The 17,186-nt window shown below is 59.6% G+C and carries 13 protein-coding genes; 5 read left to right on the top strand and 8 right to left on the bottom strand.

Features of this window, described 5'->3' with window-relative positions; genetic code table 11:
- Position 1 precedes the first annotated feature (1 nt).
- Together ACE3SE_RS10055 and ACE3SE_RS10050 are read right to left on the bottom strand one after the other, a co-directional pair.
- A complete protein-coding gene (locus ACE3SE_RS10055) occupies positions 2-1,597 on the bottom strand; it encodes a diguanylate cyclase (protein WP_374555008.1) in 1,596 nt (531 codons plus the stop codon).
- Positions 1,598-1,970: 373 nt separating this feature from the next.
- Entirely contained in the window at positions 1,971-2,579 is a 609-nt protein-coding gene (locus ACE3SE_RS10050; RefSeq protein WP_045847722.1) for an FMN-dependent NADH-azoreductase, read from the bottom strand.
- Positions 2,580-2,686: 107 nt separating this feature from the next.
- Here ACE3SE_RS10050 and ACE3SE_RS10045 point away from each other — a divergent pair, with 107 nt between their 5' ends.
- Positions 2,687-3,613, top strand: a complete 927-nt coding sequence (locus tag ACE3SE_RS10045) for a LysR family transcriptional regulator (RefSeq protein WP_062787352.1) — start codon at positions 2,687-2,689, stop codon at positions 3,611-3,613.
- Here ACE3SE_RS10045 and ACE3SE_RS10040 read toward each other — a convergent pair.
- On the bottom strand, positions 3,595-6,267 hold the full coding sequence (locus ACE3SE_RS10040; protein ID WP_374555005.1) for a bifunctional diguanylate cyclase/phosphodiesterase: 2,673 nt from the start codon (positions 6,265-6,267) through the stop codon (positions 3,595-3,597). The genes ACE3SE_RS10045 and ACE3SE_RS10040 overlap by 19 nt on opposite strands.
- Positions 6,268-6,550: 283 nt before the next feature.
- Here ACE3SE_RS10040 and ACE3SE_RS10035 point away from each other — a divergent pair, with 283 nt between their 5' ends.
- On the top strand, positions 6,551-7,249 hold the full coding sequence (locus ACE3SE_RS10035) for a dienelactone hydrolase family protein (RefSeq protein WP_374555003.1): 699 nt from the start codon (positions 6,551-6,553) through the stop codon (positions 7,247-7,249).
- Positions 7,250-7,306: 57 nt separating this feature from the next.
- On the opposite strand, the gene ACE3SE_RS10030 is transcribed toward ACE3SE_RS10035, so the two are convergent.
- Together ACE3SE_RS10030 and ACE3SE_RS10025 are read right to left on the bottom strand one after the other, a co-directional pair.
- A complete protein-coding gene (locus tag ACE3SE_RS10030; protein WP_062787358.1) occupies positions 7,307-7,906 on the bottom strand; it encodes a response regulator transcription factor in 600 nt (199 codons plus the stop codon).
- A complete protein-coding gene (locus ACE3SE_RS10025; protein WP_374555001.1) occupies positions 7,903-10,044 on the bottom strand; it encodes a sensor histidine kinase in 2,142 nt (713 codons plus the stop codon). The genes ACE3SE_RS10030 and ACE3SE_RS10025 overlap by 4 nt, the downstream gene beginning before the upstream one ends.
- Before the next feature lie 187 nt (positions 10,045-10,231).
- Between ACE3SE_RS10025 and ACE3SE_RS10020 the strand changes: the two genes are divergently transcribed.
- Entirely contained in the window at positions 10,232-11,551 is a 1,320-nt protein-coding gene (locus tag ACE3SE_RS10020; RefSeq protein WP_374554999.1) for an MFS transporter, read from the top strand.
- Positions 11,552-11,787: 236 nt separating this feature from the next.
- A complete protein-coding gene (locus ACE3SE_RS10015) occupies positions 11,788-12,312 on the top strand; it encodes an isochorismatase family protein (RefSeq protein ID WP_374554997.1) in 525 nt (174 codons plus the stop codon).
- Positions 12,313-12,358: 46 nt separating this feature from the next.
- Here the strand turns inward: ACE3SE_RS10015 and ACE3SE_RS10010 are convergent, their stop codons facing one another.
- Positions 12,359-13,189: a hypothetical protein gene (locus ACE3SE_RS10010; protein WP_374554995.1), complete on the bottom strand. Its 831-nt coding sequence runs from the start codon at positions 13,187-13,189 to the stop codon at positions 12,359-12,361.
- Between the two features lie 360 nt (positions 13,190-13,549).
- Here ACE3SE_RS10010 and ACE3SE_RS10005 point away from each other — a divergent pair, with 360 nt between their 5' ends.
- Positions 13,550-14,293, top strand: coding sequence for a substrate-binding periplasmic protein (locus ACE3SE_RS10005; protein WP_374554993.1), 744 nt, complete (start codon positions 13,550-13,552; stop codon positions 14,291-14,293).
- A gap of 300 nt (positions 14,294-14,593) precedes the next feature.
- On the opposite strand, the gene ACE3SE_RS10000 is transcribed toward ACE3SE_RS10005, so the two are convergent.
- Together ACE3SE_RS10000 and ACE3SE_RS09995 are read right to left on the bottom strand one after the other, a co-directional pair.
- Entirely contained in the window at positions 14,594-16,339 is a 1,746-nt protein-coding gene (locus tag ACE3SE_RS10000; RefSeq protein ID WP_131357334.1) for a ShlB/FhaC/HecB family hemolysin secretion/activation protein, read from the bottom strand.
- A 17-nt stretch (positions 16,340-16,356) separates the two neighbouring features.
- The coding region (locus ACE3SE_RS09995; protein ID WP_374554991.1) for an MBG domain-containing protein at positions 16,357-17,186 on the bottom strand (830 nt) is incomplete at its 5' end.

The raw sequence follows: 17,186 nt of genomic DNA, 5'->3' as shown, positions 1-17,186 counted from the left end.
TTCAGTTCCCTTGCGCCGCCGGGCCTTGCCAGTGCAGGCAGACCCGGTTGCGCCCTTCCTGCTTGGCCCGGTACATGGCGTCGTCGGCGCGCTTGAGTACATCACTGGCATGGCGGTCGTCCGGCAATACCACGGCACAGCCCATGCTGGCCGTGACCGGCTCCGGCAGGCCCAGCTTGCTCCAGTGCAGCTTCTCCAGCTGCAAGCGCAAGCGCACTGCCGCCTTCATCGCGTCCGGCAGGTCTGTAGCCGGCAACACCAGCACAAACTCCTCACCGCCCAGCCGGGCCACGCGGTCTTCATTGCGCAGTAGCCGCAGCGCCAGCCTTACCAGCACCTTGAGTACCGTATCGCCCACGGCGTGGCCGTGGCTGTCGTTGACCTTCTTGAAGTGGTCCAGATCCACCATCACCAGCGAAAACACCGTGCCTTGCGTCTGGTAGTCCTGATACAGCTGCGCCAGCAAGGACTGGAATGCGCGATGGTTGAGCGCCCCGGTCAGGGCATCATGTTCGGACAGGCGGCGCAGTTCGCGGTTGAACTGCCAGGTGCGTGTCAGCAGCAACAAGGCCAGCCACAACAGCACGGCCGCCACCACACCCGGTGCGCAGCCACGGGCCACCTCCAGTGCCAGCCAGTAATTGGGCAGGTATTGCAGCACCCGCATGCCGGAGTCGCCCAGCGCATACACCCGCACATGGGCGGTCGGGCTGGCGGCGTACGTTGGCATCACCGGCAACAACTGCAGGTTTTCCTGTGGCAGGGGGTGATCATCGCTGGTGGCCACCACTTGGTTCTGGCGATTGAGCAGGTACAGGCTGCCTGCCGGGGCATCCAGCTGACGCAGCAACTGGTTGAGGGTATTGAGCCCCACATCCATGCACAGCACACCCCGGAACTGCCCCGCCACCCATACCGGCTGGCTGATGGTCAGCATCGGGCCCTTGCCGGCCTGGTCGATATACACCGGTGTGATCACCCGCTGGCCGCGTGGGTTGACTGCCGGTTCTGCCAGCCGCCAGAACTGACCCTGCGGGGTGTTGGCGCTGTAGTGATAGGACGTTGCCGGGGTGAAGGGATAGAGATAAATGAACTGGCGGGCGGAGACATAGTAAACCCAGTCCACACCGTGTTCGCCCAGATGCTGATAAGCCATCTGCATCATCGGTGTCAGGCCCAGTACCACGGCCATTTCATGCCGTGCAGCCGCATCCAGCGCAGCCGCCTGTCCCAGGCCGGTGAGGTTGCCCGGCTGCAGGCCGGACGCCAGGGTGGGCCGGGTATCCAGCGCATAAAAGCCCTGCCCCGGTGCATTGCGCAACCAGGACAGCGCAGCCAGTTGCGCCTGCCTGCCATCGTCCTGTTTCAGTTCGCTGACGGCATCGGCGTGGATGATGTCGATGAAACCTTCAATGTCGTCAAAGTGTTGCGCCAGACTGCTGACCGCCCGATGGGCATACTGATTGGCCAGACTGAGCGCGCGGCTGTAGGCAAACCAGCCATTGGATAGCAGTAACAGCACGATCAGCAGCAGCAAGCCGCTACGAAATGCTGACTGATGATCCAGTACCGTCTCGCCCAACCACATCCTGCGCATCTTGCCCACCCGCCCGCTTTGCCTCTGCCTGCATCACACCGTACTTTCGATATGTTGACAAGTAATTGCAGTTAATAAGCACATGGGCGCAACAGGGTGTGTCATATGCCAGGTTTGCACATGAAAAAACGGGTCAGCAAGGCCCGTTTCCAGGCTGCTGACAAAGTGATTTGGTGCGATGGCACCGGACCCTGCAAAGCCGGGCCTTTCGATGAAGTGGCTGATTCCGCAGCCTCCCATCGATTTCCTATCCCCCCGCCCTTTCCCGGAAAGGGCGCCTCGCTTTCTTTGCAGAACGCGAGACGGGTATGGCCAATAATCAGAAAACGGGCCAGCAAGGCCCGTTTTTTCATATCTATCTGTGCAGGGGAAATCAGATGGCCAGCTTGGCAATCGCTTCCTTGGCGGCATGGATGGCGGTAGCACGCTTGTCTTCACCCATATTCACGGCTTCAGCGCGGATGAAGGCAATGTCGGTAATGCCCAGGAAACCCAGTACGGTGCGCAGGTAGTCTTCCTGGAAGTCCATCAGCTGGCCTTGCTCGGTGGAGTACACACCACCACGGCTGGACACGATCACCACTTTCTTGCCACCAGCCAGGCCTTCCGGGCCATTGGCACCGTACTTGAAGGTACGGCCGGCTGCGGCTACACGGTCGATCCAGCTCTTCAGCTGGGACGGAATGGAGAAGTTGTACATCGGCGCGCCAATCACCAGTACGTCGGTAGCCAGGAATTCTTCAATCAGCGCATTGCTCAGCGCGCTTTCGCTACGCTGGGTTTCCGTCCAGTCGGCTTCGGCGGTGAAGTTGGCACCAATGATTTCACCCGACAGGTGTGCAATGGGCTGGGCAGCCAGGTCGCGGTAGCTGGTCTGAACATCGGCGTGCTTGGCACGGACAGCTTCTACCACGGCAGCAGTCAGCTGACGGGAAACGGAGTTCTGACCGAGGATGCTGGAATCGAGGTGCAACAGTTTCATGGCGGGTTTCCTTGTAAGCAGAGTTGGTGACGGAATAGTAGTTTTTGCTACCAATCATGACTAGACTGCTCAAATCGGAAACATTGTTCCACCCATAGGACAATCAAATGCAAGACCTGAACGACCTGCTGTACTTTGCCAAGGTGGTGGAACACGGTGGATTCATGGCTGCCAGCCGCATGCTGGGGATTCCCAAGTCGCGGCTGTCACGCCGGGTGGCGGAACTGGAAGAGCGGCTGGGCGTACGGCTTTTGCAACGCACCACACGGCGCCTGGCGCTGACCGAGGTGGGCAGCAGCTATTACCAGCACTGCCAGGCCATGCTGGCCGAGGCCGAGGCTGCCGATGAAGCCATCGCCCGCATCAGCGCCGAACCGCGCGGCCTGGTGCGGGTGAGCTGTCCGGAACTGCTGGCCAAGACCTTGCTGGCACCGTCACTGCCGCGTTTCATGCAGCGTTATCCACAGGTACGCATTGCACTGGAAGCCACCAACCGGCGGGTGGACCTGATAGAAGACAATATCGACGTGGCACTGCGCGTGCGTAACAGCATCGACAACAGCGCCAACCTGGTGGTGCGGCAACTGGCGGTCAGCCAGGTGATTCTGGTGGCCAGCCCCGACTTCATGCGCGCCCACCCCATGCCACGCACCCCGGCCGATCTGGCCGGCCTGCCCGCCCTCACCATGAGCCGTGCCGATGGCCGCGGGCAGTGGCAGTTGCTGGATCAGGCCGGTCACAGCTACAGCCTGCAAATTGATCAGCCCAGGCTGATGACCGATGATTTGCTGGTTTTGCTGGAAGCGGCGATAGCCGGGCTGGGCGTGGCCGCCTTGCCGGTGATGGTATGTGACGAGGCCATCCAGCAGGGCCGCCTGCTGCGCCTGCTGCCGGAGTTCGACAGCCCCTGGGGCATTCTGCATGCCGCATTCACTACCCGGCGCGGCCTGTCACCGGCCATCCGGGCCTTTATCGACTTTCTGGTAGCCGAACTGATTCCGCCCGGCCATCCATCCTATTTGCCGCCCGGCTGACTGGCCGCCTGCTGACGCAGGAAGTCCTGTAACTGTGCGGCGGTTTGCGGGCGGGCAAAATGGTAGCCCTGTGCCTGCTCGCAGCCCATGGCTTGCAGCATGTCGGCGATCTGGGCGGTTTCCACGCCTTCGGCCAGGGTATGCAGTTGCAGCTTGTGCGCCATGTCGATGATGGCGCACACAATATTGGCATCGTCCGGGTCGTCCGGCAGATTACGGACAAAGGATTGGTCAATCTTCAGGGTATTGACCGCCAGGCGCTTCAGATAGGCCAGGCTGGAATAGCCGGTGCCGAAATCGTCGATGGCCAGCCGCACGCCCAGTTGCCCCAGGCGATGCAAGGTGGTTACCACCGACTCGGTCTGCTGCAGCAGCGAGGTTTCGGTCAGCTCCAGCTCCAGCAAATGCGCAGGCAGGCCGCTGTCGCGCAATGCAGCGGCCACCGCCTGCTCCAGATTGCCGCGCTTGAACTGCACCGCGGACAGATTCACCGCCACGACCACCGGGTCGGGATAACACTGTTGCCATTGCACCGCTTGCCGACAGGCTTCCTGCAGCACCCACTCGCCCAAAGGCACGATCAGCCCGCTGCTTTCCGCCATGGGAATGAAGCGCCCCGGCGGAATCAGCTGCTCGCCATCCTGCCAGCGCACCAGCGCCTCCACACCAATGATGCGCCCGTCCACCAGGCTGACCTGTGGCTGGTAATGCAGCACGAACTGGCCGGTTTCCAGCGCCCGCATGAATCGGCCGCGCAGACGCAAGGCCTCTTCCGCCTCCACCTGCATGTCGGCATCAAACAAGCGACAGGTATTCCGCCCGGCATCCTTGGCGTGATACATGGCGGTGTCGGCCTTCTTCATCAGGGTGGTGAAGTCCTGTCCATCCACCGGATAGAGCGATACGCCAATCGATGCCGAGCTGGACAGCTGATGCCCGGTCAGCAGGTATGGTTCTTCCAGCGCATGCAGCAGGCGGCTGATCATGGGTAACAGGCTGTCGATGCTGTCGATGTCGGGCAGCAGCAGCAGGAATTCGTCGCCACCCAGCCGGCAGGCAGTATCGTGTTCGCGCAGCAAGGTACGCAGGCGCTGCGCCACCGCTTGCAGCATTTCATCCCCGACATCATGCCCCAGTGAATCGTTGATGGTCTTGAAGCCATCCAGGTCCATGAACAGCATGGCCAGCATGGTGCCGTGGCGTTCGGTCAGACTGAGCAGTTGCCGGAAGCGGTCCTCCGCCAGAATGCGGTTGGGCAGGCCGGTCAGCGCATCGTGATGGGCCAGAAAGGCAATCTGCTCCTGTTGCCGCTTATGGGCGCCAATATCCTGAAACAGCAAGACCGCCCCGATATCACGCCCGTCCTTGACCAGCGGATAGGCATCGTAGCGCACCGGCAGCAGGCTCTGGTCGGCCCGGGTGAAGAGTGCATCGTCGGCATGGGCGCTGCGCCCCTGACGCAAGGCCTGGTGAATGGTACTCGCCCCATCAGGCAGGGGCTGGCGGTCCGGGCCGTGGGTATGCACCCGCGGCAGCAACTGCTGCCCCAGCAAGGCAGCTTCAGTTGCATGACCCAGCAACCGGCAAGCCGCCGGGTTGGCAAACATGCAGCGCCCGTCCTGATCCAGCCCGCAAATGCCATCGCCCACTGCATTGAGCAACAACTGGAAGCGATCCTCGCTGGCCTGCAGATTGGCCGAGGTATCCTGCTCGCGCACCTCGGACTGCTGCAGGCGGTACAGCAGCACGCCCAGCACCAGCAACACCAGCAAACTGACCACTACCGTACCCAGCAAGGTGGCATGCCATTGCGCCAGAAAATCCATGCTGGCAATGCCCGCGCCCAGGTAAAAAGGAAACTCCCCCACCCGCTTGAAGGCATAGACCCGGTCCACCTCGTCGATGCTGGAGGAATAGCGCAGCAAGCCGCTTTGCTCTCCGCTGGCCACATGCTGGAACATCTGGTTGGTGCGCAGGCTCTGGTTGACGCTGTCCTTCACCGCCGGCATGCGCAGCACCAGCCGGCCATCATCGCTGCGACGGAAGGTAATCACCCCGTGCGGGCCAAGGTTGATGGCGGCAAACAGCTTCTGGAAATAGGCAATGTCCAGCGGTGCCATGGCAATGCCGGCAAATTCGCCCTGTGGATTGCGCATGGGCACGGCCATGTATAACTGGCGGGTACGATTAAGCCGTCCAATTGCCACTTCGGAAAAAAACAGCGGTATCTGGGGATTCTGGCGCAAGGCAAGGTAGTAACTGCGGTCCCGCACCGAGGCATTGGGCAAGGCATAATCGGAGGCATACAACACATTGCCCTGGGCGTCGATCAGGCGCAGCCCGACAATTTCGGGAAAGTGGCTGGCACGCAAGGCCAGCTCTCTTTGCATGGCAGTGGCGTGTTCATTGCGCACTGCCAATGACATGACGGCCGGGTTGGTAGTACGCGCCAGTTCTTCCAGCGTGGCCTGACTGCGACGCAAGGTGGCCTCCAGCCGGGCTTCCAGCGCTTCCACCACATTGCGCGCATTCACCTCGGCCTGACGCTGCTTTTCCTGGTAAGCCACCCCCAACAGGAAAGCAATCAGCGCCGCCGTGCCCAGAAACAGCAGCAGGAAGAACACAATGAACATGCGTTGCGCGCGCTGCTTCATGGGAGAAATGCTTGTTGGTAGCGACAGCTACCATGGTAGCAAAGCTGGCCTTATTGACATAATTTTCTGCCAGTCTGCTCGAAGCCAGCCACATGGTACTGCGCATTTGCTGCGCATCGCTATTGAAAAAGCCTTGCCTGCTACGACATAGCCAAGGTCATGCAGGGCATGCCTGGCCGGAACTGTCAGAAGCACTGCGCCTGACCATGCCCTGCCCCTTTCATGCCTGCGGGCTCCCTGCCCGATGGCCATTCCGATGCACTCTCGCACAAAGGAGTTTCCCGTGAACGCAAGCTGGATCGACATTCCCACCCAGGACGGCAAGCAATTTGGCGGTTATCTGTCACTCCCCCCCACCGGCAGTGGTCCGGGCATCGTGCTGGTGCAGGAAATCTGGGGCGTCAACGAACATATCCGCGCCGTGGCCGACCTGTATGCGCTGGCCGGTTACGTGGTGCTGGCCCCCGATGTGTTCTGGCGGCTGAGCCCGCGGGTGGATCTAGACTACGACGCCGCCGGTACCCAGCAGGCGTTTGGCTACTACCAGCAAGTGGACACCGCCCAGGCTGCTGCCGATGTGGCCGCTGCAGTTGGCCTGCTGCGCCAGCGCCCGGAAGTCACTGGCAAAGTGGCGACGCTGGGCTTCTGCCTGGGTGGCCAGCTGGCCTTCCGCGCCGCAGCACTCAGTCAGGCGGATGCCGCAGTGTGCTTCTACGGTGGCGGCATTGACCAGCACCTGGAACTGGCCGGCCAAATCACCCAGCCCATCCTGTTCCATTACGCCGGCAACGACGAACACATTGCACAAACCGCTGTCAGCGCGGTCAAGGCGGCCTTTGCCGGCAAGGACAATGCGGTGTTCTTTGACTACCCGGGTGTGGGCCATGGCTTCAACTGCTGGGGCCGCAGTGCCGTGTTCAACCAATCTGCCGCCGCACTGGCCACTGGCCGCAGCCTGCAATTCCTGGCCGAGAATCTGTAATTCCTTCCGCTTTGAGCAGGTCACCGTCGTGGCCTGCCCTGCCCCAAGTCGGGTAGTTCAGTCCAGCCAGGGATGGGCCGCCAGCCAGCGGCCCAATTCGTTATCGTTGGCGCATTGCAGCTTGCTGAAGATATTGGCGCGATGGGTTTCCACCGAGCGATGTCCGCAGGGCGGCACCAGCACCCGGGCAATTTCCTTGTTGGGCTGCCCCAGTCCCACCAGCCGTGCCACTTCCCGCTCACGCGGGGTCAGCTCCGCCCATTGCCGCAGTGCCTGCGCGCGGGCGCGGGCCAGGGCGATGGCGGCGGGCAGCTTGTCCAGCAATTGCTGGGTATCCGGCTTTTCCACCCAGTCAAATGCTCCACGCCGGACGGCTTCCAGTGCGGTGGGAATATCGCCATGTGCAGATAAAAACATCGTCACCAGCGGGCTGTGCGCGGCCAGCAGACTATCAAACACCGACAGGCCGCTGATACCACCCAGCCGCAAATCCAGAATCACGCAGCCTGGCTGACGCAGGTTGACGGCACTGAGAAAGGCTTCGCCGGAATCAAAAGCCTGTACCGCCAGCCCCTGCGACAGCAACAGCAGCAACAGGGAACGACGCAAGGCTTCGTCATCATCGACAACAAACAGGGTGAGCGGCATTTCTTTCATGATGCAAGCGCCAGGGTAAAGGTAAAGGCGGCCCCGCCAGTGGGGCTGTTTTCCACGCTGATGCGGCCACCGTGGGCTTCGATGATGGTACGGCAAATATTCAGGCCCAGGCCCAGGCCGTCGGGTTTGGAAGTAAAAAACGGGGCAAAAATCTGCTCGGTCTGCTCTGCCGGAATACCCGGTCCGCTATCGGCCACGGTGACGCTGACTCCTTGCTCCTGCTGCCGGCAAAGCAGCTGGATGCGACGGCTGCCCGGCGGCTGTGCCTGCATGGCGTGCAGCGCATTGTGAATCAGATTCATCAGCACCTGCTCCAGCAGCACGCTGTCCCCGCGCACCGGCGGCAAGCCGTCTTCCAGCTGCAGCTGTAATTGCACATGATGGCGCTGCAATTCGGGCTTGAGCAGGTTGACCGCATGGTGGATGACATCCGCCGGGGCGAGGTTTTCATACTGGGCGCGTTGCGGGTTGATGAACACCCGCACCCGCTTGACGATTTCACTGGCCCGTTGTGACTGGGCAATGATGTCGTTCAGCGTTTCGGCCAGCAGGCTGCTGGCACCCCGATCAGCCAGCGCCCGGGCGGCCAGGGCGAAATTGGACAGTGCCATCAGTGGCTGATTCAGCTCGTGCGCCAGCGTGGAAGCCATTTCGCCCACACTGGCCAGCCGCGCGCTGCGCTCCAGTTGCAATTCCTGATCGCGCTGGCGCGCCTCCGCCTGTTTCTGCGCGGTGATATCCACCACCGAACTCATCCAGCCCCGGTGCACGCCACGGGCATCCACCAGCGCGGCGGTGTAAATCATGGTAATCACGTCATGTCCGTCCTTGTGCCGGATGCGCGACTCATAGCCATGCGGCACCACCCGGCCCTGCAGCACGTCCTGGCTCACCCTGGCCTGTTTTTCCAGATCATCCGGATGCCAGTACGGATAGGGCGGCAGGCAGCCCAGCAATTCTTCCGCGCTATAGCCCACCATGGCGCAGAACGCCGGATTGACGTAAATGATGCGGCCTTGCGGGTCGCGCGCGCGCATGCCCACCAGCAGCGAATCTTCCATGGCCTTGCGAAAGGTATGGGCTTCTTCCAGGTCGCGGGTGCGTTCTTCCACCCGGCGTTCCAGTTCCAGCCGGGCGCTGCGCTGCTCGACAAAACGTTTTTCCCGCAAGCGCCAGTACAGGCTGGCCAGCAATAGCAGCGCCAGCAGCAAGGTACTCAAGGCAAGCGCCAGTTGCCGTGCCTGGGTGACTTCCTTCATGTCGGAGGTAACGGTCAGCGTCCAGCCCAGTTCCGGCAACGCGGTATCCAGTGCCAGCAAGGAACGATGCAGCCCCTGCACCGTGGTTTGCAGGCCGTAGGCGGCAGAATCCGGCAGGGGCTTTACCTGCCAGGGCAGCACGGCAAACTGGCTGCGGTTGCCGTACTGGCGATGGCTGCTGATCCAGGCGGTATCGGCAGCACTCAGTTGCTGCCGGGCCTGGAACAGCCATTCGGGCTGCGAGCTGAGAAACACCACGCCACGGCTGTCGCGCAGCAGGACCGGGTCGATGCCGCGTCGCCATGCCGCCTGCAAAGGCTCCAGGCTGATCTTGACCACTGCCACCCCCATGATGCCTGCCGGGCCGCGTACCGGCTCGGCAATGAACAGGCCGGACTGCCCGGTGGTCAGCCCCAGCCCGTAAAACAGGCCGCGCTGCCCCTGCAGGGCGGTTTCAAAATACGGGCGCTGGCGGTAGGACTCGCCGACAAAGCTGGAGGGCTGGTTCCAGTTGCTGGACGACAAGGTGAGGCCATTACGGTCCACCAGAAACAAGGCCGCCGCGCCGGTGGTGGACTGCAAATCGGCAAAGTAATGGTTCACCCGCAAGCGCAGTGCGCTGTCCTGCGGTGCTTGCAGCAAGGCCAGCACATCAGGGTGGCGGGCTGCGGCATAGGGCAGGAAATCGTGTTTCTCCACCAGACCGCGCAAACCCAGTACATGGGCAGCCGCGGCCTGGCGCAAGGCGGCGGTGCGGGTGGCCAGCTCGTGGCGTTCCGCCCAGTTGGCGCTCAGCACGATCAGGCCAATGGCAGCCATGGTCAGCCCCAGCCAGCGCCAATAGCGGGCGTAAGGTGTGCTGGAGCGGGGGCTGGGCATGGCATCTCCTTGGCCGGGGAAGCTCAGACCATAGCAGTCCGGCTGCCGGACGGAAACACTCCTCCGTAGTTTTACGGAGACGATGCGGGCAAAGTTGCGGATGCCGACTACCGCCCTGCTGCGCATAGTAGACGGCGACAAACGGGAAACCCATTCATAACCCGTCACACCAGAGGAGACAGTCACCATGTCCAGCGCCACAGCCACTGCGGCTACTCACGAACGGATATCCGGCAAGCGCCTGCATGCCATCATTGTCGGCTCGGCCGGCAACCTGGTGGAATGGTTCGATTTCTATTGCTATTCCGCCTTTGCCCTGTATTTTGCCAATGCCTTCTTCCCCGCCCAGGACCCCACCGCCCAGCTGATGTCCACCGCCGGCATTTTTGCCCTCGGCTTTTTCATCCGCCCCATCGGCGGCATGCTGTTCGGCCACATCGGCGACCGGCTGGGACGCAAGACCGCGCTGATGGCTTCTGTGCTGCTGATGTGCTTTGGCTCCTTGCTGATTGCCTGTGCCCCCACCTATGCCACCGCCGGCATCCTGTCGCCCTGCATCCTGCTGCTGGCGCGCCTGCTGCAAGGCCTGAGCCTGGGTGGCGAATACGGTGCCAGCGCCACCTATCTGTCGGAAATGGCTGACTCCAAGCACCGCGGCTTCTACAGCAGCTTCCAGTACGTCACCCTGATTGGCGGCCAGCTGCTGGCCCTGATCCTGCTGCTGGTCTTGCAGAAATTCCTGCTCAGCGCCGAAGAACTGCGTGCCTGGGGCTGGCGCATTCCGTTTTTTGTCGGTGCGGCACTTGCAGTACTGGCCCTGCGCATGCGCCACAATCTGCCGGAAACCCAGTCGTTTGAAGCGGCACGCAAATCCGCCAAGGCCATGGGCGGCCTCAGGCAACTGGCCCAGCACCCCAAGGAAGTATTGCTGGTGGTAGGCCTCACCATGGGCGGCACGCTGGCCTTCTATGTCTACACCACTTATATGCAGAAATTCCTGCGCCTGTCGGTAGGCCTGACCGACATGCAAACCACCGCAGTTTCCGCCGCCTCGCTGCTGTTTGCCATGTGCTTGCAGCCGCTGTATGGCGCGCTGTCCGACCGCATTGGCCGCAAGCCGCTGCTGATCGGCTTTGCCTTGCTGGGCACCCTGTTCACCGTGCCCTTGCTCACCGCCATCCGTCACGCCAGTGGTCCGTGGGAAGCGTTTGGCCTGATTGCCTGCGCCTGGATCATCGTCTCCGGTTATACCTCGATCAACGCACTGGTGAAGGCAGAACTGTTCCCGGCCAGCATCCGCGCCACCGGCGTGGGCGTGCCCTACGCCTTTGCCGTATCGGTTTTTGGTGGCACAGCGGAATACCTGGCCTTGTGGTTCAAGTCCATCCAGCTGGAAAGCGGCTTTTACTGGTACACCACGGCGGTGATTGCCTGCACCCTGCTGGTTTGCTGGTTCATGCGCGACACCCGCAAAGGTTCGCTGATTGATGCCGAGGCAAGGCACTGAGGCAGGAAATCCTGTATGAATGAAAAAAGCCGGACTGCCCCAACGCAGTACGGCTTTTTTTGATCTGGCCAAAAATCAAACCATGCCTGACAGCCAATCCTTACACTGACAGACTGCCAGTTGCTGCCATTGAGACGACGGTGCAATCACCCCTGACAAGCGTAATCGTCGGCGCATGCCAGCCATATATACAAATCAGTTATGCTGTCGGTCTATGGATCATCAAGGGGAACGCTATGCCGGATACCGCTTTACTGATTGTGGACATGCAATGCGGCGTGGTGGCCGCTGAACCAGCTGCCGTTCGGCTGGAGCAGGTGCTGGGTAGTCTGAAACTAGCCATTGCCAAAGCGCGGGAGCGTGGTTTCCCGGTGATTTTTGTCCAGCATGAAGTAGCCGGGCTGGAACGTGACAGCGCTGCCTGGCAGCTACACCCTGCCCTGCCAGCCACGGCCGCCGACCATTTCATCTACAAACGGCATGGCGACAGCTTTTGTGATACCCCGCTGGCAGCCCTGCTGGAGAATCTGGGCGTCAGCAAACTGTGGCTGGGCGGCTGCGCCACCGACTTCTGCGTGGATAGCACCTTGCGCAATGCGGTTTCGCGCGGCTTTCAGGTTACGGTGATTGCAGATGCGCATACCACGCTGAGTGCCTTTGCATTGAGCGGTGAACAGGTGATCGACCACTTCAATGCTGTGTGGCATGCCACCAACGCCACCCCGCAGCCCTTGCTGGTTCAGCCTGCTGCCGCACTATAGCCCGGCACTACCGTAGCCTTAAGCTGACAGCACTGCAAACGGACATTCAAGCCGCCTTGCTCCGTGCTGCAGTGTCAGAAGGGCCTGCGGTTTCACCAATGCGTATATGGCCATCAGCATCAATCATCAGGATGGATTTTGCCGGTAGCGGATTGGCCGAAAACAGCCGGGAATATTTGGCGACCACCTTGTCCAGCTCACCCTGGCTGCCCGCAGCGGCATATTCCTGCTGGAATGCCTGGCTGTCATCCAGCAGGTTCTTGAATTCGCCCAAGGCGTAAACCGTGCTCAGCTCGCGTCCGATACCCGGGTTATCAGTCAAGGCTTGCTTAAGCTGGGCCGCATAGGGGTAATCGGCAGGAAACTGTGGCTGGCCGTCACTATCGTACTGGATGCTGGCAGGTGCAGCCGGAATGCCGTTGGCGGAAAGAAATGCCGGGAATTTCTGATTGATATCCTGGGTCAGGGCATCGATGTTGCGCTGTGATGGCAGCATCAAAGGGGGAAGTTCGCCGTTCCCCCCTTGCGGCTTCGGCGAAAAATACGATTCCAGATTCAGAGCCACCTCCCCCTTGTCGGTATCCATTTTGACGCCGGCACCTGAAGCTGCGCTCGCCTCCGCGGCCAGACGCTCACGTGCCGCAGATGAAATACTGATGACATCGGCAAGATTTGCCGTCCGGGCGGCAGTATTGTCAGCTTGGTTCTGCGTGGCGGCAATGGACTTGTATACCCCGGAAACATTGCCAGCACGGGTCAGGCTTGGGATGAGCATGGTGTGCCCCATGGAATGAAGTGGCAACAACCATGCAAACAGCATGCCAATACAATCTGCAGGCCAAATGCCATCAACAGCTTCAGATATGGTCAGATCCACACCCGGCTTGCCTGCATGTCAATGTTTTCAAGCCTTGTTTACCCCTGCACAGACACATGTGATGTCACATGACATGCTTCGTCAGGCAACAACGCTGCAGTGCGGGATGCCACCTACCCCACGCCGCAGCCGCTACGGCTACAAGCTGCCGCTGCGCTCTGGGCCCATGAGCAGGCGCAGCAAACAGCCGGGCGAGCAAGCTGGCCTGTGCACTATTCCCAACAAAGAACAATTATCAGCCTCTTTAAACACACAGCCATTATAATTCCATGCAGAAAGGATCTATTATAAACAAATCATAAATTATGGCCGATAGTTACTCTGCCAACCCAATGTATGCGACTTCCATACTGGCTGCTGATGCTGCTGTTATTCCAGGCTTGTCATGCCACCCCGCTACGGCTGGTGACCTTCGACTATCCACCATATGTCACAGAGGGTGATCAGGGCCCCGAAGGCCTGGCCACCAGCATAGTGAGCGAAGTCTTTGCCCGGATCGGCAAACATGCACAGATCAAACTCTACCCGATGAACCGAGCATTCAACCTGGTCAGCCAGCGCCAGGTGGATGGTTTGTTCCCGCTAAAAAAGACCCCGGAGCGGGAATTGACCATGGTTTATCCCCATCAACCCCTGCTTATCCAGGACTATGTATTTTTCGTCCGCAAAAACTCGCCATGGAAGTTCAACGGCCAACTGGCATCCATTGCTGGCGCACGCATTGGCATCACCCGCAATGTGTTCTATAGCCCTCGTCTGGACCAGGCATTAAAAGCAGGGCTATTCGCTGCAGTGGATAGCACGGATAGCCATGAATTGAATTTGCGCAAATTACTGGCCGGGCGGGTGGACATCGTGCCGTGCAGCCGCACGGTTGCATTGCAGCTGCTGCAAACCATGCCCGGAGGCAATAATGCAGTACAAACCGGACCTAGCATTGAAAAGGTAGCCAGCTATCTGGTGTTTACCCCAGGCCCGGAGGCGGCAAAGCTTGCCGCCCTCTTCGATCAGACCATGACCCGCATGACCAAGGATGGAAGCCTGAACCGGCTGATGGCGAATGAACTGCGCAGACAGCAGCAAGCACCCATGCGCATTCACTAGTACGACATGCCGGGCGTTCCCGCAGATACCGATTGCACGAGTAGTCTATGGGTTCGCCCGTCGTATGCGATGTAATAGGAGAGATGCTGACGCTACCGCGAGTGAACATCAGGAGTATGTCCTTGGCGGACACCAATCTTGACGTGACGTTACCGGCTTTAGCCGGTTCACTGGAATGATTTATAAGCCGCCATTGAATCAAGAAAGGTTCAACGGCGGCTTTGTACTACCTAAGGGGTCATGCAAGGCATACTTCGGTGCCGTAGCAAAATGCTTCAGCGATCATTCAATACGTTGACGCTAGAAACCCATCGTCACCCTAACCTCCACCGCGTTATCTCCACTATGCGTTTGGCTCGCCTGCCAGAAATTGTGGGCCCACGACGCTGAAGCATTTAATGTGCGGCCCAATTGATAGTCCATACCGATACCAGCAGACAAGGCATGCTGCGAGCCGGCATTGTGATGATTGCGGCCATAACCTCCATCCACGAACAGATAGGGCATCAACAAGCTGTCTGCACCAAGCATATTGATTGTCGGCAAATGAAGCTCGTTACGGCTCACCACCAGCGAGTCGTAGGCTCCATCATCAAGCAGATAGCCACGTACAAGGCCTTCACCACCGATACCTGCCTGCTCGGTATTGGGTAGTGCATTGCTGGAAAACTGCATGATCAGTTCATTACGCAAGCTCCACGACTTGGGCAGCCTGCTCAGCTGGGTCAGACGGACATTAAGGTACTGGTAGTCAGAATTGTTTACTCTGTTACTGGTAAAGGTCCTCATGGCCTTATCCGTGTTATCTCCGTTCATGCCCCCTGGGCTGATATGCAATGTCGCATCAAGCCCGGTCTTGCTATCCGCTCCTTGCCACAGCGCATTCCAGCCGAGATAAATTTGATCGGTTTCCAGTTTGCTATCCAGTACTTCAACATTGCCAAAATATGTCTTTTGTCGCTCTCGTTTCACCTCCACCCCGTAAGCAATATCACCGGGCAAACGAGAGATATTGGATAGGCTGAAACGATGACCAAACGAAATTTCGTCGGTCAAGTTGCGTGCGAGAAACGGATTGGAGCTGGTATTGGTTTCAACATGATTGAACGTCAATTCGATTTTCTGTCGCGAAGCAAATGGCAGGTCCAGATGAAGGCCATGGCTGAGATAACGATTATGGGCATACTCGCCACCCAAATGCCCGTTGGCATTTACCCCATCGTGCGAAGTGGTGTACTGATATGAAAGTACCGAATCTGACGTCAACAATCCGCCTACCATCGCCCCTGCGAAATAGCGGTCCATCCCAGTGGCTTGAGTGCCGGAGTTGGCATAGCCAAGGAAAGCGCGCCATGGTTTGGCCTCGGTAATCTGGACATCCAGATCAGAACGCCCGAAGCTGGCCCCTGGGGTAAACACTGCCTGTGCCTGCCGGAAGGGATAGCGATTGATCCAGTCCAAATCAGCTGTAAGCTGATAGGTATCGATCGCTTCGCCAGGCTGCTGGCGGATCAAGCCACGCAGACGCGATGCAGTGGCCGCAGAGGTACCCTGAACCGATACCTTGCCATCCATGAATTCGAGTACGCGGATTTGCAATACTCCGCTACCAATGTTCTGCGGCGGCGTTGACAACGATACAAACGGGAAGCCACGTTGTCGGTAATAACGCGCAATGGACGCCTCGATTTCAGCAATCAGTTTTCTGGATAACGGACGCCCAATCCAGGGCATGAGTATGGCCTTGCCTTCCGGTGTATTGAGCCGTGCCACACGGCTGGCATCGATACCTGCTCCGCCATCTGCAACGGATACATCATCCGTCCCTAACAATACGATACCCGTCAAGTTCGCCCCCAGCGGGGTGGCATCCTCAGATCCTGGCACGACATTAGGTGGCAAAATCATTTGCCGCTGTATCTGCGGCACTGGTGCCGGATTCAGTTCTATCGGTGCTGCAGCCGCGAACTCTGACACGGTCACAGTCAACAGGCACCCTGCGGTTGCGTAGATGCTTCCCCAAACCAATGGCCTGATGGTATTCATTGTTATTATCTTTCCGCTTATTGCGCCGTGAATTGAATTGCATCCCCAACATAGCGATTATCCGGATAAGGTGATCCTGTCATCTGTTCCCCGGACTGCCGAGCCAACTGCAAGCTGCCGCTGACAGCACCAGCGGATTCAGGCTTCACCACACCAGGAGATGCTCCCCCAGTGCTGTTGCCCAAACTGCCACTACTGGTCGCCGATGAGTTGCGCGCTGTCGCAGTCTCTGCACCAGTAGTCACGCCGGTGCTGGCCTGCTCTGGCAGATTGAAGCTAGCAACACTCGGGTTGAAAGGCAGCCCCCCCAGCATTGAAAAACTGGAGGCATTGCTGTTTTGCCCGTTAGCCGGTAGCTGTTGCACACTGATCACCGGCAAGGGATTGATGGTTAATATCCCCGGCTGGTAGGCAATGCTGTAGTTGGAAAGACCGGAACCTGTGGCATTGGAGACGCTAATGACGTAACTGCCAGCAGCAGTCTGGGACGTGGTAGACGTTGCCCCGCCTGGTAAGGTTTCCGTGAGACCGGTGACACTATCGTTCCCGAACAGCCCTGTAGTCGTATAGCCGGACAGCACATAAGGCACACCGGCCGTGGAGGTTTGATTTGCCGCGGTAATCGTGAGTGCAGCCGGCACCACGGTGAGACCACCCGTACCGCCAGACACGGTGTAGTCCGAATTGCTAAGGGTCAAGCCACTCAAGGTGGTCAGTTGCTGGCTACCAACCATCATGCCGGTCATACCAGCGGTGCCGCCCACGGTCACGCTGTCACCGTTGATCAGGTTACTCACCGTCAGGTTGCTGCCTTGTGCCGTGCTCGTACCGTTATAGGTTTGACTGC

This window comes from Aquitalea pelogenes (assembly GCF_041914625.1).
In the GTDB taxonomy this organism is placed as follows: domain Bacteria; phylum Pseudomonadota; class Gammaproteobacteria; order Burkholderiales; family Chromobacteriaceae; genus Aquitalea; species Aquitalea pelogenes.
Note: the sequence above shows the minus strand (reverse complement) of the source record. Positions and strands in the feature narration are given on the sequence as shown.